The organism is Nisaea sp. (assembly GCF_017640745.1).
Taxonomy (GTDB): domain Bacteria; phylum Pseudomonadota; class Alphaproteobacteria; order Thalassobaculales; family Thalassobaculaceae; genus Nisaea.
Genome location: NZ_JAEPQA010000001.1, coordinates 244,615 through 263,990 on the forward strand (window position 1 = coordinate 244,615; position 19,376 = coordinate 263,990).

The 19,376-nt window shown below is 63.0% G+C and carries 17 protein-coding genes; 9 read left to right on the top strand and 8 right to left on the bottom strand.

Going from position 1 to position 19,376, the window contains the following annotated elements; genetic code table 11:
• The first annotated feature begins 213 nt into the window (after nt 1-213).
• Together JJ959_RS01225 and JJ959_RS01230 are read left to right on the top strand one after the other, a co-directional pair.
• Nucleotides 214-1,629 (top strand): DEAD/DEAH box helicase, encoded by a 1,416-nt coding sequence (locus JJ959_RS01225; RefSeq protein WP_292879438.1) that lies wholly within the window; start codon nt 214-216, stop codon nt 1,627-1,629.
• A gap of 90 nt (nt 1,630-1,719) precedes the next feature.
• On the top strand, nt 1,720-1,962 hold the full coding sequence (locus JJ959_RS01230) for an Lrp/AsnC ligand binding domain-containing protein (RefSeq protein WP_292879439.1): 243 nt from the start codon (nt 1,720-1,722) through the stop codon (nt 1,960-1,962).
• An 8-nt stretch (nt 1,963-1,970) separates the two neighbouring features.
• Here JJ959_RS01230 and JJ959_RS01235 read toward each other — a convergent pair whose 3' ends face one another.
• The 5 genes from JJ959_RS01235 to JJ959_RS01255 all read right to left on the bottom strand — a co-directional run bounded on the left by JJ959_RS01235 (nt 1,971) and on the right by JJ959_RS01255 (nt 8,074).
• Nucleotides 1,971-3,209: a pentapeptide repeat-containing protein gene (locus JJ959_RS01235; protein ID WP_366816892.1), complete on the bottom strand. Its 1,239-nt coding sequence runs from the start codon at nt 3,207-3,209 to the stop codon at nt 1,971-1,973.
• 126 nt (nt 3,210-3,335) lie between these two features.
• Nucleotides 3,336-3,998: an aspartate/glutamate racemase family protein gene (locus JJ959_RS01240; RefSeq protein WP_292879441.1), complete on the bottom strand. Its 663-nt coding sequence runs from the start codon at nt 3,996-3,998 to the stop codon at nt 3,336-3,338.
• Nucleotides 3,999-4,002: 4 nt separating this feature from the next.
• A complete protein-coding gene (gene pepN, locus JJ959_RS01245) occupies nt 4,003-6,669 on the bottom strand; it encodes an aminopeptidase N (protein WP_292879442.1) in 2,667 nt (888 codons plus the stop codon).
• 37 nt (nt 6,670-6,706) lie between these two features.
• Entirely contained in the window at nt 6,707-7,477 is a 771-nt protein-coding gene (locus JJ959_RS01250) for an SDR family oxidoreductase (RefSeq protein ID WP_292879443.1), read from the bottom strand.
• A 213-nt stretch (nt 7,478-7,690) separates the two neighbouring features.
• Nucleotides 7,691-8,074: a GcrA family cell cycle regulator gene (locus JJ959_RS01255; RefSeq protein ID WP_292879444.1), complete on the bottom strand. Its 384-nt coding sequence runs from the start codon at nt 8,072-8,074 to the stop codon at nt 7,691-7,693.
• A 309-nt stretch (nt 8,075-8,383) separates the two neighbouring features.
• On the opposite strand from JJ959_RS01255, the gene JJ959_RS01260 reads away from it, so the two are divergent.
• A complete protein-coding gene (locus JJ959_RS01260) occupies nt 8,384-9,328 on the top strand; it encodes a UDP-glucuronic acid decarboxylase family protein (RefSeq protein WP_292879445.1) in 945 nt (314 codons plus the stop codon).
• Nucleotides 9,329-9,347: 19 nt separating this feature from the next.
• On the opposite strand, the gene JJ959_RS01265 is transcribed toward JJ959_RS01260, so the two are convergent.
• The 3 genes from JJ959_RS01265 to JJ959_RS01275 all read right to left on the bottom strand — a co-directional run bounded on the left by JJ959_RS01265 (nt 9,348) and on the right by JJ959_RS01275 (nt 13,073).
• The gene (locus JJ959_RS01265) at nt 9,348-11,060 is read right to left on the bottom strand and encodes an AAA family ATPase (protein ID WP_292879446.1); all 1,713 of its coding nucleotides are present in this window, start codon (nt 11,058-11,060) and stop codon (nt 9,348-9,350) included.
• 100 nt (nt 11,061-11,160) lie between these two features.
• A complete protein-coding gene (locus JJ959_RS01270; RefSeq protein ID WP_292879447.1) occupies nt 11,161-12,321 on the bottom strand; it encodes an acyl-CoA dehydrogenase family protein in 1,161 nt (386 codons plus the stop codon).
• A 41-nt stretch (nt 12,322-12,362) separates the two neighbouring features.
• The gene (locus JJ959_RS01275; protein WP_292879448.1) at nt 12,363-13,073 is read right to left on the bottom strand and encodes a nitroreductase; all 711 of its coding nucleotides are present in this window, start codon (nt 13,071-13,073) and stop codon (nt 12,363-12,365) included.
• Nucleotides 13,074-13,101: 28 nt separating this feature from the next.
• Between JJ959_RS01275 and JJ959_RS01280 the strand changes: the two genes are divergently transcribed.
• The 6 genes from JJ959_RS01280 to JJ959_RS01305 all read left to right on the top strand — a co-directional run bounded on the left by JJ959_RS01280 (nt 13,102) and on the right by JJ959_RS01305 (nt 19,375).
• Nucleotides 13,102-14,313 (top strand): CoA transferase, encoded by a 1,212-nt coding sequence (locus tag JJ959_RS01280; RefSeq protein WP_292879449.1) that lies wholly within the window; start codon nt 13,102-13,104, stop codon nt 14,311-14,313.
• A 77-nt stretch (nt 14,314-14,390) separates the two neighbouring features.
• Nucleotides 14,391-15,308 carry a MoxR family ATPase gene (locus JJ959_RS01285; RefSeq protein WP_292879450.1) on the top strand — a complete coding sequence of 306 codons (918 nt, stop codon included), beginning with the start codon at nt 14,391-14,393 and terminating at the stop codon, nt 15,306-15,308.
• A 4-nt stretch (nt 15,309-15,312) separates the two neighbouring features.
• Entirely contained in the window at nt 15,313-16,632 is a 1,320-nt protein-coding gene (locus tag JJ959_RS01290) for a VWA domain-containing protein (protein ID WP_292879451.1), read from the top strand.
• A gap of 36 nt (nt 16,633-16,668) precedes the next feature.
• The gene (locus JJ959_RS01295; protein WP_193180306.1) at nt 16,669-17,010 is read left to right on the top strand and encodes an XdhC family protein; all 342 of its coding nucleotides are present in this window, start codon (nt 16,669-16,671) and stop codon (nt 17,008-17,010) included.
• A gap of 1 nt (nt 17,011) precedes the next feature.
• Entirely contained in the window at nt 17,012-17,719 is a 708-nt protein-coding gene (locus tag JJ959_RS01300; protein WP_292879452.1) for an XdhC family protein, read from the top strand.
• Between the two features lie 9 nt (nt 17,720-17,728).
• Nucleotides 17,729-19,375, top strand: coding sequence for a molybdopterin-binding/glycosyltransferase family 2 protein (locus tag JJ959_RS01305; RefSeq protein ID WP_292879453.1), 1,647 nt, complete (start codon nt 17,729-17,731; stop codon nt 19,373-19,375).
• The last annotated feature ends 1 nt before the right edge of the window (nt 19,376 follow it).

The following is a 19,376-nucleotide window of genomic DNA, read 5'->3' on the forward strand; positions in this document are numbered from 1 at the left end:
GCGGAAAACGAAGTCCCGAAATAGTTTCACAAATATTACCGGGACATTGTTTTGATACTACAGTGGCCGCGAAAACATGGCTGCAATGCGCGGTTTCGGCCATCTCTTTGTTGACAGCGCGCGCCCTGCACCTAATATCCGCGTCATCTTCGCGCCAGGCACCGATGCAAAGAACAGTGCCTCTTCAGACAACGCGATAAAATAGGCGGTACCTTGACGTTTTCAGACCTTGGACTTAGCGACGCGGTCGTTTCCGCGGTAACCGATGCCGGTTACACCACCCCTACTCCTATCCAGGAACAGGCAATTCCGCACGTCCTCATGGGACGGGACATTCTCGGCTGCGCGCAGACCGGCACCGGCAAGACCGCATCCTTCACCCTGCCGATGATCGATATCCTCGCTGCCGGCCGGGCCAAGGCGCGGATGCCGCGCTCGCTGATCCTGTGCCCGACGCGGGAACTCGCGGCGCAGGTTGCGGACAATTTCGTCAAGTACGGCAAGCACAATCAGCTCAACATGGCGCTGCTGATCGGCGGCGTCGCCTTCTCCGAGCAGGAACAGAAACTCGACCGCGGCGTGGACGTGCTGATCGCCACGCCGGGCCGCCTGCTCGACCATTTCGAACGTGGCCGCATCCTGCTGACCGACGTCAAGGTGCTGGTGATCGACGAAGCCGACCGGATGCTCGACATGGGCTTTATCCCGGATGTCGAGCGCATCGTCAGCCTGCTGCCGCGGATCCGCCAGACCCTGTTTTTCTCGGCGACGATCTCCAAGGAGATCCGCAAGCTCGCCGACGCCTTCCTGATCAACCCGAAGGAAATCACCGTCGCGGCCGCCTCCTCCGCCGCCGAAACCGTGAAGCAGGCGAGGGTCAAGGTCGCGGTCAAGGACAAGCGCGCGGCCCTCAGAAGCCTGATCGACAGCGAGAAGCCGACCAACGCGATCATCTTCTGCAACCGCAAGCGCGATGTCGGCGTCGTGCACCGCTCTCTGAAGCGGCACGGCTATAATGCCGTCGAGCTGCATGGCGACATGTCGCAGCCGGACCGGATGAAGACCCTTCAGCGCTTCAAGGACGGCGATGCCGACCTGCTCTGCGCCAGCGACGTCGCCGCCCGCGGCCTGGACATCGCCGGCCTCAGCCATGTCTTCAATTTCGACGTCCCGACCCATGCCGAGGATTACGTGCACCGCATCGGCCGCACCGGCCGGGCCGGACGCGAAGGACGCGCCTTTACGCTGACCACCTCCGAGGAGGAGAAATACCTCCAGGCGATCATCAAGCTGATCGGCAAGGACATCCCGGTCTATGAGATCGCCAATCTGTCGGTCGGCGGAAACGATGGTGATGCAGACGAAGAACAGCGGGACGAGAAGCGGGACCGGAACGGGCGCCGGAGTTCCCGTTCCCGCGGTGGCCGGGATCGCAGCGGCCGGGATCGTGGCCCGCGCTCCGAAGACAAATCACCGGCGGAGACGTCGAAGGCAAACGACAACGTGACCGAGTTCCCGGCGAAAGAAGCGCGCCCGGCGAAACGCCGCCGCACGCGCGACGAGGACGCCGACATGGAACCTGTCGTCGGACTGGGCGATCACGTCCCGGCGTTTCTCCTCCGAAAGTAGCCCGGCGGCGCTCGAAATTGTGCGCCGCTTGATTTCCCCGCTCTTTTCGGAAACGATCAGAAGTCTTCCGTTCTTAGCCCCGGGCCTCCGATGCAGACGATCTTCGTTCAGGTTAAGTGTGAACTAGGCGAAGCCTACAACGTGGCCGATTCCGCGATCATGGATATCGAGGAAGTCTCCGAAGTGCATTCGACGTCGGGCCAATACGACCTGATGATGAAATGCTATCTGAAGGACGATACGGATATCGGCCGGTTCGTGACCGAGAATATCCAGAAGATCAGGGGCGTGAAGGACACCTTCACGATCATCACCTTCAAAGCGTTCAGCTAGAAGCGGCTTCAGCTCCGCTGAGGCACTGCTTCCGGAGTCAATGCTTCCTCATCGGATACTTTGTCTCCGGCATCGAAAATCGCGCCGTCGGTGATTGAAGTCTCGAACGACACGCCGTCCAGACGCGCACCGTCGAAATTTGTTTTCGAACAGATCGTCTTCTCGAAGATCGCGCCGTTGAGTGTCGCCGGGAAGCGCACGACGCGCCGATCGCCACGGGTGCTGAGCACGTTCACATAACCGAGATCCGCGCTGGCGATGTTTGCCGCCGTCAGATCGGCGTTCATCAGAATGACGCCGCGCATGTCGGCATTCATGAAGTTCGTATTCTTCAGATTGGCGCCGGTGAAATCCGCCATGGTGAGGAACGAGCTGCCGAAATTGCACTTCTCGAGATTTGCGCCGGTGAATTTGGCGACGCTCAGATCCGCGTTTCGAAAATCGAGCCCGGCCATGTTGGCGCCAGAGAAGTCCGCCTGCTCGCCCTCTTTTCCGTCGGTCGCCAGCCATTTCATGTGTTTCTGGACCTTGACCTTGAGGCCGTCCTCGAGATCCCGGATGCCGAGGAAGACCCGGCAATTATCGAGCCGGGCACCTTTCATGTCGCAGACCGAAACATCGACGTTGCGCAGCACGGCACCTTCGAGGTCGGCACCCCTGAGGCTGGCCCCCTTGAGATTCGTCCCGGCCATCACGGCATTCTTCATGCGCGCGAGCTCGAGATTGGCCCCTTCGAGGTCGGCGCCGGAAAGATTGACCGCGACCAGTTCTGCCTCGGACATGTTGCTGTTCCGGAGCGATGCGCCTTCCATGTTCGCTTCGGTCAGGTTCGAGCGCGAGAAGTTCGACTTGTCGAGCACCGCGTCTGACATGTCGACGCTTTGCGTGCGCTTCATCCCGGCATCGCGGATATCGCCCGGACGCATGTCGGCTTCGCGGAAATCAGACCCGCCGAGACGGGCCCCGGTGAACTTGGCGCCGCGGAGATCGGCACGAAAGAAGTTCGAACCCGCGAGATTGGCCCGGCGCATCACCGCTCCGAACAAATCCGCTCCGGAAAAATCACCGCGCACAAAGGCGGCACCCGTCATGTCTACACCGGACAACAGGGCATTGTGTAACTTGGCGTTGGGCGCGCGCAGCCCCTTGAGGCTTGCATTTCGTAAATCCGCACGCTTGCAGCCGGGCACACCATCAAGGTAGCCCCGATGGAGGACGATTATTTCTTTAAGCGCTGCTTCATCCATCGAGTTAAAGTTCCGGCACGGCCCCAAGTAAATCTATACCAGAGGGTCATTGAGCGTTCATTTTTCCGATTTATCAAGCACTAAAGATTACAATAGCGCTCTCATTTAAATCGAATTGTATTGATTTCATGAGGATTTTATCAGCGTATTGGTTAACGCATTGCTAACCGCTGCCTGAGTGGGGTCGATAACAGGTATCAATAGCTCTTCTTCGAGCGCCTGGCGGTAGCGCGCCATTCCGGCACATCCAAGCACTACGGCCTGGGCCCCGTCCTTGTCCCTGAGCTCCCTCCCCGTCTCGACGAGGCGCGCATATGCCCTGTCCTCGTCCGAGAGTTCGACGACGCCGAGGCCGAGCGCCCGTTCACCGGCCAGCCGGGACTCAAACCCGAGTGCCCGGATGTAACGCATATGCCTCGGGATCGAACGATCGAGAATAGCGATCACACCGAACTTCTCGCGAATGCTCATGGCCCGGAGCATCCCTGACTCGGCGATCCCGAATACCGGCTTGTCCGTCGCCTCGCGCGCGGCATGGATCCCCGGATCTGAATAACAGGCAATGACGAAGGCCGACGCGCTGTTCGCCCGGCGGGCAACGATCTCGCGGACCTGGACCGCGGCCAGATCCGCATCTGCCTGGCTTTCGACGCCGGGCGGGCCGTCCGGATTGGTCAGGCAGTCGATCTCCGGTCCCCCCGGGACACGGAGTCCGTCGAGCGCATCGCTCATCGATTTTGTGACGGCTTCGGTGCTGTTCGGATTGATGACGACGATCGGATCGCTCATGAAATTACCCTTCTTCCCCAAGGCCTTTGGCAACGAGTTCGGTAACGTCGGGCGACAGGCCCGGATGGCGCCGGATGCGCGCGAGACACTCCCGCATCATGCGCTGACGCGCTTCGTCATAGCGCTTCCAGCGGGTCAGCGGCGCCACGAGCCGCGCCGCGACCTGCGGGTTGAGCCCGTCGAGACGAATGATCTGGTCGGCAAGGAAGCTGTAGCCGGAGCCATCGGCGGCATGGAAATGAACCGGGTTGCCGGTCGCGAAGGCGCCGATGACGGCGCGCACCCTGTTTGGCGTGCCCAAATCGAACTTCGGATGCTGCAGCAGCCCCTTGACGGTTTCCAGCGTGCCCGGCAGCGCACTCGTCGCAGAGAGCATGAACCATTTGTCGAGCACGAGGGGCGTGCCGATCCAACGGTCATGGAAGGCGGCCAACGCCGTCTCACGCTCGGAGCATTCGACATTGTTCAAAGCCTGCAGCGCGGCCATGGACTCCGTCATCGTCGTGGCCGCGGAGGCCTGATTTGCGGCGAGCGTGCGCGCGGCGCTCTCTCCGCTTGCCACGAGATACCCGAGCGCAAGCGCCTTCAGGGCGCGCGTCCCCATGGCTTCGGTCGACATGTCGTCCGGAGCATAGGCACCCGACAGCCGGTCGTAGATCGTCCGAAAGAGCGCCGTGTGACGAAGACCGACTTCACGGCGCGCCGCATCCCGCGCCGCGTGAATGGCGTCCGGGTCCGCCGGAAGCATGGCGTCGGCCAGAACCGTCTCCCCCGGCAGCGTCAGGAGTTCGGCTGCGAAAGCCGGCTCGATCGCGGGATCGTTCAGAATCTCTCCCACTGCATCGAGGAAATCATCGTCGAGCACCGCTCCGCCGGTACCGTTCTCTGCCGCGTCGATCACGGCCCGGGTCAGATAGCTCTGCCCGGCATCCCAGCGCGCGAACGGATCGTCGTCGTGGCGGAAAAGGAAGCAGTCTTCGACGGCATTGCGGCTCGAGCGCAGTCTTACAGGGGCGGAGAACCCGCGCAGCAAAGACGGGACCGGCCGCTCGGCCACGTTCTCGAAGACAAACTCCTGCTCTTCGACACTGACGGGCAGCACGCGCGCGGCCGGTGCCGCACCGCTGTTGTCGCCACGCAGTTCCAGCGGCAGGGTCCGTCCATCCACCCCGAGCAGAGCCATCGAAAGCGGGATCAGCATCGGTTTTTTGTTTGGTTGTCCCGGCGTCGGCGGCAGGATCTGGCGCACTTTCAGCCGCGCGGTTCTTGACGACGGGTCGTGTTCCAGGGCGACCTCCAGCTCCGGCGTTCCGGACTGGCTGTACCACAGCCGGAACTGGCCAAGATCGACGCCGCTCGCGTCTTCCATGGCGGCGACGAAATCCTCGCATCGGACCGCCTCACCGTCATGACGCTCGAAATAGAGATCCATGCCCTTGCGGAAGGCGTCGGCCCCCAGCAGTTCGTGGATCATCCGGATCACCTCCGCGCCCTTCTCGTAGATCGTCACCGTGTAGAAGTTGTTGATCTCGAGATAGCTTTCGGGGCGCACCGGATGCGCGGTCGGTCCCGCATCCTCGGGGAATTGGACAGTACGCAGCAGACGCGCATCGGCGACGCGCTTCACGCCGCGGGAATGAGTGTCGGACGTGAATTCCTGATCGCGGAAGACGGTCAGCCCTTCTTTCAGGCTGAGCTGGAACCAGTCGCGGCAGGTCACCCGGTTGCCGGTCCAGTTGTGGAAATACTCGTGCGCGACGATGCCTTCGAGGCGTTCGTAATCGGCATCCGTTGCGGTCTCGGGGTCGGCCAGCACGAACTTGCTGTTGAAGATGTTCAACCCCTTGTTTTCCATCGCCCCCATGTTGAAATGGCTGACGGCCACGATCATGAAGAGATCGAGATCGTATTCGAGACCGAACCGCTCCTCGTCCCATTTCATCGAGCGCTTCAGGCTGTCCATCGTATGGCCGGTCAGACGCTCGTTGCCGTGCTCGACATAGATCCGGAGTTCGACATCGCGGCCGGACATGGTCCGGAAGCTGTCGCGCACGCAGGCGAGGTCTCCCGCGACAGCGGCAAAGAGATAGGACGGCTTCGGGAAGGGGTCGTTCCAGACCGCGAAATGCCGTCCGCCGTCGAGCGAACCGGACCCGACGAGATTGCCGTTGGAAAGCAGCACCGGAAAACGCTCCGCATCCGCCTCGAGGCGCGTCGTATAGACCGCCATGACGTCCGGGCGGTCCGGGAAATAGGTGATCCGCCGGAACCCTTCCGCTTCGCACTGGGTGCAATACATCCCTTCCGACATGTAGAGTCCTTCGAGCGCCGTGTTCTTTTCGGGCTCGATCACCGTGACAATCTCCAGCGTAAAGGCGTCCGGGACGCCGGAGAGATAGAGCTTGTCGCCCTCGACGCGGTAACCGCTCTCGGGGACGGCCGCGCCGGCAAGCGCCACGGAGAGCAGACGCAGCTCGTTGCCATCAAGTTCGAGCACGTCCGAAGTATCGTTCGACGCCGGATTGCGCCGCCCCTTCAGCACGCTCGTGACTTTGGTTTCGCCGTCGTGGAGATCGAAATCGAGATCGACCGTGTCGATCAGAAAGACTGGCGGCGCGTAGTCGGCAAGGCGTTTCACTTGAGGTCCGGCGGCGTTCTCGACGCGTGTCATGTCAGCTCCAGGTCTTGCGGGATCTCGGTCGGGCGGATCAGTTGGCCATCCAGCCGCCATCGACCATCAGGTTCTCTCCGGTAATATAGGTTGCCTCGTCGCTCGCGAGAAACAGCACCGCGTTGGCGACGTCGAGCGGCCGGCCGAGGCGCGGCCAGGGTGTGCGGGCCTCTGAATAGGCGAGGATATCGGGATCTACGGCCCGCCCGGTCTTGCCGGTAAGGATCTTGCCGGGGGCGACGGCGTTGCAGACGATCCCCTCGGCAGCGTAATCGCCTGCGATCTGCCGCGTCATGTAGACGACGGCCGCCTTTCCGGTGCCGTAGGCGAGATCGTGCGGCGACCGGACCATGCCATGCTGCGACGAGATATTGACGATACGGCCACGCACCCCATCGCGTGCCGGCTGCGTCAGCATCTGCTGCACGGCCCGCTTGCAGCCGAAGAATACACCCTTCGCGTTGACGCTCATCACCAGGTCCCACTCTTCCTCGCTGGTTTCCAGCAGAGGTTTGCCGACCCCGATCGCCGCGTTGTTCACCATGATGTCGAGCGCGCCGAACCTTGTGACCGCGGCGCCGACCGCGGCATCGACAGACGCCCAATCGGCGACATCCAGTTCCGCGAATTCGGCGCTGCCCCCGGCGCTCCGGATGAGATCCAGCGTCTTCTCTCCACCCTCGCGCGGCTGATCGGTCCGGTCCGCCACGATCACGTTCGCGCCCTCTTCGGCGAAACGGATCGCGATCGCCTTTCCGATACCGGACGCAGCGCCGGTCACAATGGCGGTTCTGTCTTTCAGTCGCATCTGCTGCTCCGGAAGGTCTGTGCCGGGAACCGGCAGGAGTGAGTGCTGATTTGGGACGGACGCCCCTCGTTCATCGAACAATAGAGAGGGGGCGGGATTTGGCAATATGCGCCCTGTCGCTTGCCCGGCACGGATATGGGGCGACGCCGGAAACAGCGAAGGGGGCCGCGGCTTCCCGCGGCCCCCTCCGGTTATCGTGACACGCCGGCCGGATCAGGCGGCCGCGGTATCCCGCATGTTGGTGTAGGCGACCGCGCAATGGGTCGTGCAATAGGGGCGGCCCGGCAACACGCTGTCGCCGCAGAATTTGAAGTCCGGAGACTTCGGATCGCCGATGGGCCAGGAGCATTTGTTCCGGTCCCATTCCTGCGCCGCGAGCGGCGAAACCTTGCGCTTCTTCGGCTCGACAGGCTTGTCGGAACGCACGATCGGCGACTGCCGCTTCGGCAACCCCATCCGATGCACCTTGCCGACGACGGCATTCCGCGAAACCCCGAGTTCGTTCCCGATCTGCGTGATCGACAATCCGTCGGCCCAGAGCTGCTTGAGCTGTTCCAGACGGTCCTCGGTCCACGCGCTGACTGCGCTTTCGGCCATTCTGCCCTCCAAGTCTGACATAATGCCGGCACTTTTCCGGTTTGAAACGGCGCGTCTCCCGGTTGAAAAGAGACGCAATATGTTGTGCCGACTTGAGTTGAGCCTACTCCTTGTTGTGGTTTCAGTTCAAGCTCCTTGCGAGAAAACTTAACGATTCGCGCCGATTCAAAGGGTTACGGCAAAGCGCTCTCAGCCAACTCAAGCTCAAGCCGGCCGCGCCTCTCCGCACAGCCCCATTTGCACCCGGTTCCGGATGAGGTATGCAGAATTTCGAGAGAATGTTGGCACTGAAGGATCGGCGGCCACCCCATGCAGACAGTTCCAAAACGCGTCCTGGTTACCGGAGGTGCCGGCTTTCTCGGCTCCCATCTCTGCGAGCGGCTGCTGGAGCGCGGTGACGACGTTCTTTGCGTCGATAATTTCTATACGGGTATGCGGCACAACGTGGCCCATCTGCTCGATCACGCAAATTTCGAGCTGATGCGGCACGACATCACCTTCCCGCTCTATGTCGAGGTCGACGAGATCTACAACCTCGCCTGCCCGGCCTCCCCCATCCACTACCAGCGCGATCCGGTACAGACGACCAAGACCAGCGTGATCGGCGCGATCAACGTCCTCGGACTTGCCAAGCGGGTGAAGGCGAAGGTCCTGCAGGCCTCGACCTCGGAGGTCTATGGCGACCCGACGGTGCATCCGCAGACCGAGGAATACTGGGGCAACGTCAACACGACCGGCATCCGGGCCTGCTACGATGAAGGCAAGCGCTGTGCCGAGACCCTGTTCTTCGACTATCTGCGCCAGCACCGGCTGCGCATCAAGGTTGCGCGGATCTTCAACACCTACGGCCCGCGCATGCATCCGAACGACGGCCGCGTGGTGTCCAACTTCGTCCTATCGGCCCTGCGCGGCGAGGACCTGACGCTCTACGGCGACGGCAGCCAGACACGTTCCTTCTGCTTCGTCGACGATCTGGTCGAAGGCCTGATGAGGCTGATGGACAGCGAGGACTCCGTGGTCGGCCCGATCAACCTTGGAAACCCGACCGAGATGACGGTGAAGGAACTGGCGGAAACCGTGACCGAACTGGTCGGCGGGAAGAACGGGATCTCCTACCACCCGCTGCCGCAGGACGACCCGATGCAGCGCCAGCCGAACATCGACAAGGCGAGACGTCTCCTCGGGTGGGAACCGAAAGTTCCGCTCCGAACCGGCCTTGAAAAGACGATCGCCTATTTCCGCTATTTCGTCTGAGCGCTGACCGTATCTGCCCTCAAGGGGTTCCGGACTTCAGGATATCCTTCAGCTTTTCCTCGAACGGAAAGGGCAATGGGGGCTCGACCAGAGAGCCCGTGGCCGGAACCGCACGGCCGTCGGACCAGCGCCTCAGCTCGTCGATCTCTTCCGCCCGGGTGACCGACAGCGGCTTGGTCTCGAGCACCGCAGCCTCGAGGTGTCTCTGCTCGAGTGACGGCAGCTTCTGGGCATCCGCGCCCTCGGAAAAGGCCGAGATCAACGCCTCGCGCACCACGGCCTCGATTTCCGCGCCACTGAAACCGCCCTCGCCCGTCGTATCGTCGGTCCCGGTCATCTCGGTCAGGGCATCAAGGTCGAACTCCTCCGGAACATGGCCCACCCGGCTGATATGGATCCGGAAGATCTCCTTCCGCTCCTCCGCGTTCGGAAGATCGACGAAAAAGATTTCGTCGAAACGTCCCTTGCGCAGGATTTCCGGCGGCAGGAGGATCGTCTCGTTTGCGGTCGCGATCACGAAGACGGGTGCTGTCTTTTCCTGCAGCCAGGTCAGGAACGTCGCCAGCACGCGCAACGAGACGCCGCTGTCGCCGACATGGCCGCGGTTGCGCGGCAAGCCCTTCTCGATCTCGTCGATCCAGAGCACGCAGGGCGCAACCGCCTCGCAGATCGCGATCGCATCGCGAATATGCTGCTCCGACGCGCCGACAAGCGAGGCGTAGACCCGTCCCATATCCAACTTGATCAGCGGGATACCCCACGACGTCGCGGTGCATTTCGCCGCCAGAGACTTGCCGCAGCCGGGAACCCCCGTGAGCAGGACCCCCTTCGGCGGGGTGATCCCGAAGGCAAGGCCCTTCTCGCTCGACGCCAGGGCGCGCTTGCGAAGCCATTCCTTCAGGGTATCCAACCCGCCGACATCGTCCATCGACCAGTCGCTGGTATCGATATATTCGAGAATGCCGCTTTTCTTCACGACATCCTGCTTCAGACGGTAGATCTCCCGGACATCGTCCCGGGAAAGCTCCTTGTCCTCGATCAGGGCATCGGAAAGCGCATTGCGGATCTCGTACATCGTGAGGCCGCTGGCCGCGTTCACCACCGCCTCTTTCAGGAAATCGACATCCTCGTCGACCTTGATCGCGGATGTCGCCTTCAGGCGCTCCAGGATATCGTCCACCCAGCCCTTGATCTCTTCTTTCGTCGGCAGGGGGAAATCGAGGCGCAGGATTTCCTTTTCGAGTTCCGGAGTAAGTTCGCCGTCGGACGACACCAGGAGAATGGTGCCGTTTTTCGTCGAGAGCCGGCTTTGCAGGGCAAAGTCGCGCAACCGTCTGCGGTGGGCCGGATTATTGTGACGCTCGACGAGGAAGGGCGAGGCATCGAGCAGGACGAGAAAGGTATTCCGGCGCTCGGAGCTTTTCTTTTCCCGCTCCCGTTCCAGCTTTCGCTCGAAAGCCTCTATCGCGGTCATGACATCGGCGTTCTGAGCCGACTTCACAAGACTTTCGGGAGCCTTGTCGGTCCGGCTCAGGAGCGAGCCAATCCGCTTCATGTGGATTCCCCGGGTGCAGGACCAGAAGATGATGTCGCACTTCTCCTTAATCGCCACGCGCTCGATGCTGTCGATCACGCGGTTCTCTTCGAAAGAATGGATGGCGATCAGCGGGTGTAGCGACGAAACGGCAAGCGTCAGGGCATGCTCGAAATCCTTCTGGGTTCTGATTTTCAACGCACGCCTCCTCCTGCACGCAACGTGTCACGCCCAAAAAGAGTAAGGCGCACACTCGTACAAATCTATCAGCACCTAAACGCGCAGGAATTGACCTGGATCAGGCCCTCTGGTTGAACCGGCGCCCCACCAATGCCGCGGCGATATTCACCTTCTGGATATCGATTGCTCCGCCGGCGATGCCCCAGCCCCAGCCATCGCGCAGCCGCTGTTCCATGCCGTAGGACTTGGAATAGCCGTAGGCGCCCATGACCTGCAGCGCGGCGCCGGTCACGTCCCGGACGATCTCGTTGGCGAAACATTTCGCCAGGCTGGAATCCAGCACCGACGGCAAGCCGTCCTCGGCATTCTTGGCGGCTCGGTATATCAGCAGGCGCGAGGCCTCAACCCGCATCGCCATCTCGGCAAGCTTCATCTGCACCGCCTGAAACTCGACCAGTTCCTTGCCGAAGGCCTTGCGTTCCTGGGTATAGGCGAGCGCGGTCTCAAATGCGGCGGACGCGATGCCGAGGCACATGGTGGCATTGCCGCAGCGCTCAAGATCAAAAGCTTCCATCAGCTGGCGGAAGCCGCCCGCCGGCACGATCACGTTCTCCTTCGGAATCTCGACATTGTCGAAGAAGATGTCCGCGCTCGGAATGCCGCGGAACCCCATCAGCCGCTCACGCTCGCCGAAGCTGACGCCCTTCATGCCTTTCTCGACATAGACCGCGCCGATCCCCTTGGCGCCGGGAGCGTCGGACATCTTGGTGTAGACCACATAGGCCTCGGCATGACCGCCACCGGAGCACCAGCGCTTCTGGCCATTGAGAACGAGCTTGCCGCCCTCGTCCTTCACCCGCGTCTTGAGGTCGGTCAGGGCGGAGCCGGCATCCGGCTCGGACATGGCGACCGCGACCGTCAGCTCACCGGCGCAGACCTGCGGCAGAACCTTCTTTGCCAGTTCGGACGAGGCGAAATGCTCGACGGCTCGGCAAGGTCCGACGGAGGATTCGAAGATCGGAAACGCAATGGCCGGCGAGACCTTGGCGAACTCCTCCAGCACGATCAGCGCCTCGAGGTTGCCGAGCCCGAGCCCGCCATATTCCTCCGCGACATTGATTCCGAGGAAACCCATCTCCGCATAGCGCCGGATATGTTCGCGGGACGGCGCCTCGTCCTTTTCCTCCAGCTCGCGGGCGAGGTCCGCCATTTCCTGGGTCGCGAAGGCACGCGCCGTTTCCTGCAGACTGCGCTGCTCCTCGGTCAGCTGGAAGTCCATCTTGTCCCCTCCGGTCCTTTATCGTTTCAATTGAAATGATCTTACCCGCGATGGAACCGGACGTAATCCTCCAGCGCCATGCGTTCGGTAATAAGTGTGTTCTCGATCTTCGACCAATCGGCCTTGCCGAGCGCCATGCCCGCAACAACAACATCCTCCTCGGCGAGGTCCAGATGCGCCCGAATTATCTTGTGATAGGTCGCGAAAGCGGCCTGCGGGCAGGTTTCCAGCCCGTGGCTCCGGGCAAGGATCATGACATTCTCCATGAACATCCCGAAATCGAGCCAGCTGCCGATCTCGAGCCCGCGATGGATGGTGAAGATCAGCCCGACCGGCGCGTCGAAGAAGGTGAAGTTCCGCGCATGCTGCGCCTTGGTCTTCTCGAAATCGCCCTTCTTGATGTCGAGCAGGCCGTAGAGCGCCCAGCCGACCGCGCGGCGGCGTGACTTGAAGGGCTCGAAAAACTCCTTCGGATAGTACTGATACTCGCCGCTGTGGCTTGCGCCCTCATGGTGCGCCTCGACGATCTCGGTGCAGAGCCGGTCCCGTGCCGCGCCGGTCACGACATGCACCTTCCAGGGCTGCATGTTGGTTCCGCTGGGCGCCCGTCCGGAGAGATAGAGAATGCGGGCGACGGTCTCTTCCGGCACCGGGTCAGGCAGGAAGGCACGAACGGAACGCCGCTGCGAGACCGCCTCCTCGACAGGGTTCAGGTTTTCGTAGCCGGTCTCTATGATCGGTGCGTCTGTCACGGTTCTTTTCTCGGGATATCTGATCGAAATGGCGGGTGAAGCTGCGACCGGCCCCCTTGCGGGGATCCGGGTACTGGATCTGACCTCGGTCCTGCTTGGACCTTATGCGACGCAGATCATGGGCGACATGGGCGCCGATGTCATCAAGGTCGAGTCCCTCGAGGGCGACGTCACGCGCAACGTCACGCCCTTCCGCAACCCGGGCATGGGCACGGTTTTCCTCAATGTGAACCGCAACAAGCGCTCGCTCTCGATGGACCTGAAAAACACCGGTGCCCGGGACGCATTGCTGAAGCTGGCGCAGAGCGCCGACGTCTTCGTAAGCTCCGTCCGTCCGGCCGCGATGCGTCGCCTCGGTCTCGGCTACGAGGATCTGAAGACGATCAATCCGAAGCTGATCTATTGCGGCGCCTACGGTTTCAGCGAACAGGGCCCCTATGCGGGCCGCCCCGCCTATGACGATATCATCCAGGCCGCCTGCGGGCTGGTCGACTATCACGACCGGGCTGACGGTGCACCGGCCTACAGCCGTACGGTGATCGCCGACAAGGTCACCGGACTGATGTGCCTTTCCGCCATCTCCATGGCGCTGGTGGCGCGCGAGCGTTCCGGCATCGGCCAGTTCGTCGAGGTGCCGATGTTCGAGAGCCTGGTCGCCTTCCTGCATCCGGAGCATCTTCAGGGCGCGACATTCCCGGACGGCGACGGCAAGACAGGCTACGACCGGGTTCTCGCCCCGCACCGCAAACCCTACCGGACCAGGGACGGGCACGTCGCGCTGCTGCCCTACACGGCACGTCAATGGGGCGATTACCTGCGCGCCATCGGCCGTGAGGATATCGCGACGGCGAATTGGGTCACCGATGCAGCGGAACGCTCGCGCAATATCGCCAAGCTCTACCAGATCGTCGCGGAGGCGACGCCGGCGCGCACGTCGGCGGAATGGCTCGCGCTCTTCGCGGAGATCGACGTACCCGCCATGCCGGTCATGGGAACCGAAGACCTGCTTCAGGACCCACATCTCGACGAGATCGGTTTCTGGCCGCTCTTCAAGCATCAGAGCGAGGGCGAGATCCGCCTGGTCGGCCAGCCGATCCGCTATGGCAGCACGCCGGCCTCCTACCGTCTCGGCGCGCCGCGCCTCGGCGAGCACAGCCGGGAAATCCTCATCGAGGGCGGCCTTGCCGCGCCAGATATCGACGCCCTGCTGTCCGCCGGCGCGGTCTTCCAGGCCTCATGATCCGGCGCCCTCCCCTTTAAACCGCCTTGCCCGCGTGCTATCTGACCATTGATCCCGCTGGATATCTGGACGTTCCCATGCCGACACCGCTTCCCGCTTCCGTCGAAGATACGCTCGCCCTGCTCGGACAAGGCCAGTACGTTGCCGACACTCCGCTCGCGACCGCCCTCCATCTCGCCCTGCAGCTGAAGCGCCCGCTCTTCCTCGAGGGCGAGGCCGGCGTCGGCAAGACAGAGATCGCGAAGGTCCTGTCGGAAACGCTCGGCCGCAAACTGATCCGCCTGCAGTGCTACGAGGGGCTCGATGTCTCCTCTGCGGTCTATGAGTGGAACTATTCGCGCCAGATGCTGGAGATCCGGATGGCCGAGGCGGCCGGCGGCGCGGACCGCAAGGCGCTCGCGGCCGATCTCTTTTCCGACGAGTTCCTGATCAAGCGCCCGATCCTGCAGGCGCTGGAACCGACCGAAGGAGGCGCGCCCGTCCTGCTGATCGACGAACTCGACCGCACCGACGAGCCGTTCGAGGCCTTTCTGCTTGAAGTGCTCTCCGACTACCAAGTCACCATTCCCGAAATCGGCCCCTTCAAGGCCGAGGAACCGCCGATCGTGATCATCACTTCGAACCGGACCCGCGAGATCCACGACGCGCTGAAGCGGCGCTGCTTCTACTACTGGGTCGATTATCCAAGCGCCGAGCGCGAGCTGGAAATCCTGCGCAAGAAAGCCCCGTCGGCGCCGGAAGACCTCAGCCGCCAGGTCGTCGCCTTCGTGCACCAGCTGCGCAAGATGGATCTGTTCAAGCAGCCGGGCGTCGCCGAGACCATCGACTGGACCCACGCGCTGGTGCAGCTCGACTATCTCGCCCTCGATCCGCGCGCCGTCGACAACACGCTCGGCGTGCTGCTGAAGTACCAGGACGACATCCAGAAGATCCAGGGCAGCGAAGCCAACCGCATCCTGACCCAAGTCCGCAGCGAACTGGCGATGGCCGGTTAAGCGGATGCCCCCGCTCGACAACCACGCCCCGCCCCCGGGCGACAGGACGGAGCTTCCGGCCACGCCGGAAGGCGGCGGCGGACGTCTGGTCGAGAACATCCTGCATTTTGCCCGCGTGCTCCGGGCCGCCGGCCTGCCCGTAGGCCCCGGCAAGGTCATGGACGCGATCGAGGCGGTCAGAACGGTCGGGATTACCGACCGCGAAGTCTTCTACTGGACGCTGCACGCCGTGTTCGTGAACAGGCGCGACCAGCGCGAAATCTTCGACCAGGCCTTCCACATCTTCTGGCGCAATCCCCGCATCCTCGAAAAGATGATGCAGATGGTACTGCCGGAGATGAAGCTTGCCGGGGACGCGGACGAGGATGATGCCGAGAAGATCAGCCGCCGGGTCTCCGAGGCCCTCACCCAGCAGCAGGAACCGGGTCAGGACGCAAATGCGCCGGACCGCGAGCAGGAGCAGGAAATCCAGCTCGATGCGGTGATGACCTATTCCGACGAGGAACTGCTGCAGGGCATGGATTTCGAGAAGATGAGCGCGGAGGAGATCCGCGCCGCCCGCACGGCGATCGAGAAGATGCATCTGCCGCTGGCGGACATCCCGACCCGCCGTTTCTCGCCCAGCCCCTATGGCCGCCGGGTCGATCTCCGCAACACGCTGCGCCAGGCGCTCCGCTCCGGCGGCGACATCATTCCGCTGCAGCTGAAGAAACGCCGGATGCGCCCGCCGCCTCTGGTCGCGCTCTGCGACATCTCCGGCTCGATGACGCGCTACTCGCGGATGCTGCTGCATTTCATGCACACGCTGACCAACGACCGGGACCGGGTTCATACTTTTCTCTTCGGCACGCGTCTGACCAATGTGACGCGCTATCTGCGCCACAAGGACGTGGACGAAGCGCTGGACAAGATCAGCGCCTCCGTGGAGGATTGGTCCGGCGGAACGCGAATCGGCCATTGTCTGCACGATTTCAACCGTCACTGGTCCCGCCGGGTACTGACCCAGGGTGCGGTCGTCCTGCTTATAACGGACGGCCTCGACAGGGAAGCCGGCAAGGGGCTCGGTGCCGAAATGGAACGACTGCATAAGTCGTGTCGCAGGCTGATCTGGCTCAACCCGCTGTTGCGCTATGACGGCTTCGCCCCCAAATCCATGGGGGTGCGGGCCTTGTTGCCGCATGTGGACGAGTTCCGTCCGGTGCATTCTCTCGACAGCCTCGAAGATCTGGCAAAACTGTTGGGAGAGCCGGCCGGAATACGCCGCAGGGGCATGGGGGACTGGCTCGGCAAACTGGCCGAGATCGAAGCGGCGGAGACAGCCTGAGGCGCTCCCCCGCGGATGGGAAGGGAGACCGGCAGGATGAACAAGTACGATCCCAGGCAGCAGGACGATATTCTCGGACGGATCGCGGAATGGCGCCGCGACGGCCGCCGCATCGCGGTAGCAACGGTCATCAAGACATGGGGCAGCTCGCCCCGCCCCGTCGGCAGCCAGCTCGCGATCGACGACAGCGGCGCGATGATCGGGTCCGTCTCCGGTGGCTGCATCGAGGGCGCCGTGGTACGCGAGGCGATGCAGTCCATCCAGGACGGCCAGCCGCGCATGCTCGATTTCGGTGTCAGCGACGAACAGGCCTGGGAAGTCGGGCTCGCCTGCGGCGGCGAGGTGAAGGTCTACGTGGAACGGATCGAAGGACAATAAGATGAAAGCCGAACTGTTCGATGCCCTGATGGCCTACCGGGAGGCGAAGACTCCCGTGGCCATGGTCACGCGCCTGGAGGGCGGAGAACAGGCGCTGGTGACCAAGGACGTGGCCGAAGGTTCGCTTGGCCTTTCGGATGCTTTGGTAACCGAAGCGCGCACGCGGATGCGGGACGACCGCAGCGGGATCAGTACGGACGGCTCGCATTTCATCCATGTGCACAACCCGTCGCTGCGCATGATCATTGTGGGCGCGGTTCATATCAGCCAGCTGCTCGCACCGATGGCCGCGCTCGCCGGATATGCCGTGACCATCGTCGATCCGCGCGCCTCTTTCGCGACGGAAGAACGCTTCCCAGGCGTCGAACTCAGTGACGACTGGCCGGACGAGGCACTGGAAGCGCTGCAGCCGGACAGCCGCACGGCAATCGTCACCCTGACCCATGACCCGAAACTGGACGATCCGGCTCTGCAGGTCGCGCTCCGCAGCGAAGCCTTCTATATCGCCTGTCTCGGCAGCAAGCGGACCCATGCAAGGCGCCTGGACCGGCTACGCGAGGAAGGCTTCAACGACAAGGATTTCGCGCGCCTGCACGGACCGGCCGGACTCGATATCGGCGCGGTATCCCCGGCGGAGATCGCGATCTCCGTGCTGGCTGAAATGACCGCGGTCAAGCACGGGGCAGAGCCGCTCAAGGCCGCGGCCTGAGGTCCTCGCATGTATTTCGGCGAACTGCCGGTGGCGAAAGCGGAGGGCGCGATCCTCGCCCATAGCCGCCGGCTCGACGGACGCAGCCTTAAAAAAGGCAGGGTGCTGGACCACGAGGATCTGGAGGCGCTCAAGGCCGCCGGGATCGATCGTGTGGTCTGTGCCCGGCTGGATGACGGCGACATTCCCGAAGACCGTGCGGCTGATCGGCTGGCCGAGGCCTGCCGCGGTGCCGATGTGCGCGCCGGCGCCGCCTTCACGGGCCGCTCCAACCTTTTCGCCGAACGCGAGGGAGTGGTGCTCTACGATCCGGTGCGGCTCGACGGGCTCAATCTGGTCGATGAATCCATCACCCTCGGGTTGGTTCCGCCCTTCCAGGCTGTTTCGGAAGGCCAGATGATCGGTACGCTGAAGATCATCCCCTTCGCGGTGCCCGACAGTCTGGTCAAGGTTGCCGAGGCCCTCGCCAGTCAGGGCGAACCTCTCGTCCGGGTCAAGCCTTACTCTACTCTGGACACGATCCTCATCCAGTCCAAGCTCCCCGGTACCAAGGAAAGCGTGCTCGACAGCACCCTGCGCGTGACCTCGGAACGGCTGGAGGCGCTGGGCTCCAGGCTGATCACGGAAGCACGCTGCGAGCACAGTCAGAACGCGCTCGCAGACGCAATCCGTCGGGCCGTCGCGGCGAAACCGGGCCTGATCCTGATCTCCGGCGCTTCCGCTGTGGTCGACCGCCGCGATGTGATCCCGGCGGCGGTGGAACAGGTCGGCGGCCAGATCCTGCATTTCGGCATGCCGGTCGATCCGGGCAACCTCATGCTGATCGGCCGCATCGGCTCCATTCCCGTCATCGGAATGCCCGGCTGCGCGCGCTCGCCGAAACTGAACGGATTCGACTGGGCCCTGCAGCGCATCTGCGCCGGTCTCGAGATCCGTCCCGAGGACATCATGCGGATGGGGGCTGGAGGATTGCTGAAGGACGTGGCGCACCGCCCCCTGCCCCGTGCCAGCGCGAAGAAGACGGAGAGCGCCGGAAAGGAAACATCCAGAGCCGGAATCACTGCGATCGTTCTGGCGGCGGGACAATCGACCCGCATGGGCGCGGCAAACAAGCTGCTGAGCCTGCTGGACGGCAAAGCGATGGTCCGCCGGGTCGTCGAAACCGCGCTCGCCTCGACGGCGGGACGCGTGCTCGTCGTGACCGGACACGAGCCGGACCGGATCCGGGCGGCACTCGCCGGTCTCGACGTCGCCTATGTACACAATCCGAATTTCGCCGGCGGCATCAGTACCAGCGTCCGGACGGGCATATCGGCCCTGCCGGAAGGCACCGAGGCTGCTCTCGTCTGCCTCGGCGACATGCCGCAGGTCAGCGCGGAGGTTCTGAACCGGATGATTGCTGCCTACGATCCTGTCGAGGGCCGGGCCATCATCGTTCCCCTGCATGACGGGCGGCGCGGCAATCCGGTTCTCTGGGACAGCCGCTTCTTTGGCGAGATGCAGGAACTCGAAGGCGATCGCGGCGCGCGGATGCTGCTGGACGAATTCGCAGATCTGGTCTGTGAGGTCGAGATCTCCGAGGCAGGCGTGCATCTCGATATCGACACGCCCGAAATGCTGAGAGATGCGGGCGGAACGCTCGAAGAGGTGAAGTGAG

Excerpts from the sequence above, each read along its gene's own strand:
- JJ959_RS01230 (WP_292879439.1), top strand. The coding sequence starts at position 1,720 with ATGCAGACGATCTTCGTTCAGGTTAAGTGTGAACTAGGCGAAGCCTAC.
- JJ959_RS01235 (WP_366816892.1), bottom strand. The coding sequence starts at position 3,209 with ATGGATGAAGCAGCGCTTAAAGAAATAATCGTCCTCCATCGGGGCTAC.
- JJ959_RS01240 (WP_292879441.1), bottom strand. The coding sequence starts at position 3,998 with ATGAGCGATCCGATCGTCGTCATCAATCCGAACAGCACCGAAGCCGTC.
- pepN (WP_292879442.1), bottom strand. The coding sequence starts at position 6,669 with ATGACACGCGTCGAGAACGCCGCCGGACCTCAAGTGAAACGCCTTGCC.
- JJ959_RS01250 (WP_292879443.1), bottom strand. The coding sequence starts at position 7,477 with ATGCGACTGAAAGACAGAACCGCCATTGTGACCGGCGCTGCGTCCGGT.
- JJ959_RS01255 (WP_292879444.1), bottom strand. The coding sequence starts at position 8,074 with ATGGCCGAAAGCGCAGTCAGCGCGTGGACCGAGGACCGTCTGGAACAG.
- JJ959_RS01260 (WP_292879445.1), top strand. The coding sequence starts at position 8,384 with ATGCAGACAGTTCCAAAACGCGTCCTGGTTACCGGAGGTGCCGGCTTT.
- JJ959_RS01270 (WP_292879447.1), bottom strand. The coding sequence starts at position 12,321 with ATGGACTTCCAGCTGACCGAGGAGCAGCGCAGTCTGCAGGAAACGGCG.
- JJ959_RS01280 (WP_292879449.1), top strand. The coding sequence starts at position 13,102 with ATGGCGGGTGAAGCTGCGACCGGCCCCCTTGCGGGGATCCGGGTACTG.
- JJ959_RS01285 (WP_292879450.1), top strand. The coding sequence starts at position 14,391 with ATGCCGACACCGCTTCCCGCTTCCGTCGAAGATACGCTCGCCCTGCTC.
- JJ959_RS01290 (WP_292879451.1), top strand. The coding sequence starts at position 15,313 with ATGCCCCCGCTCGACAACCACGCCCCGCCCCCGGGCGACAGGACGGAG.
- JJ959_RS01295 (WP_193180306.1), top strand. The coding sequence starts at position 16,669 with ATGAACAAGTACGATCCCAGGCAGCAGGACGATATTCTCGGACGGATC.
- JJ959_RS01300 (WP_292879452.1), top strand. The coding sequence starts at position 17,012 with ATGAAAGCCGAACTGTTCGATGCCCTGATGGCCTACCGGGAGGCGAAG.
- JJ959_RS01305 (WP_292879453.1), top strand. The coding sequence starts at position 17,729 with ATGTATTTCGGCGAACTGCCGGTGGCGAAAGCGGAGGGCGCGATCCTC.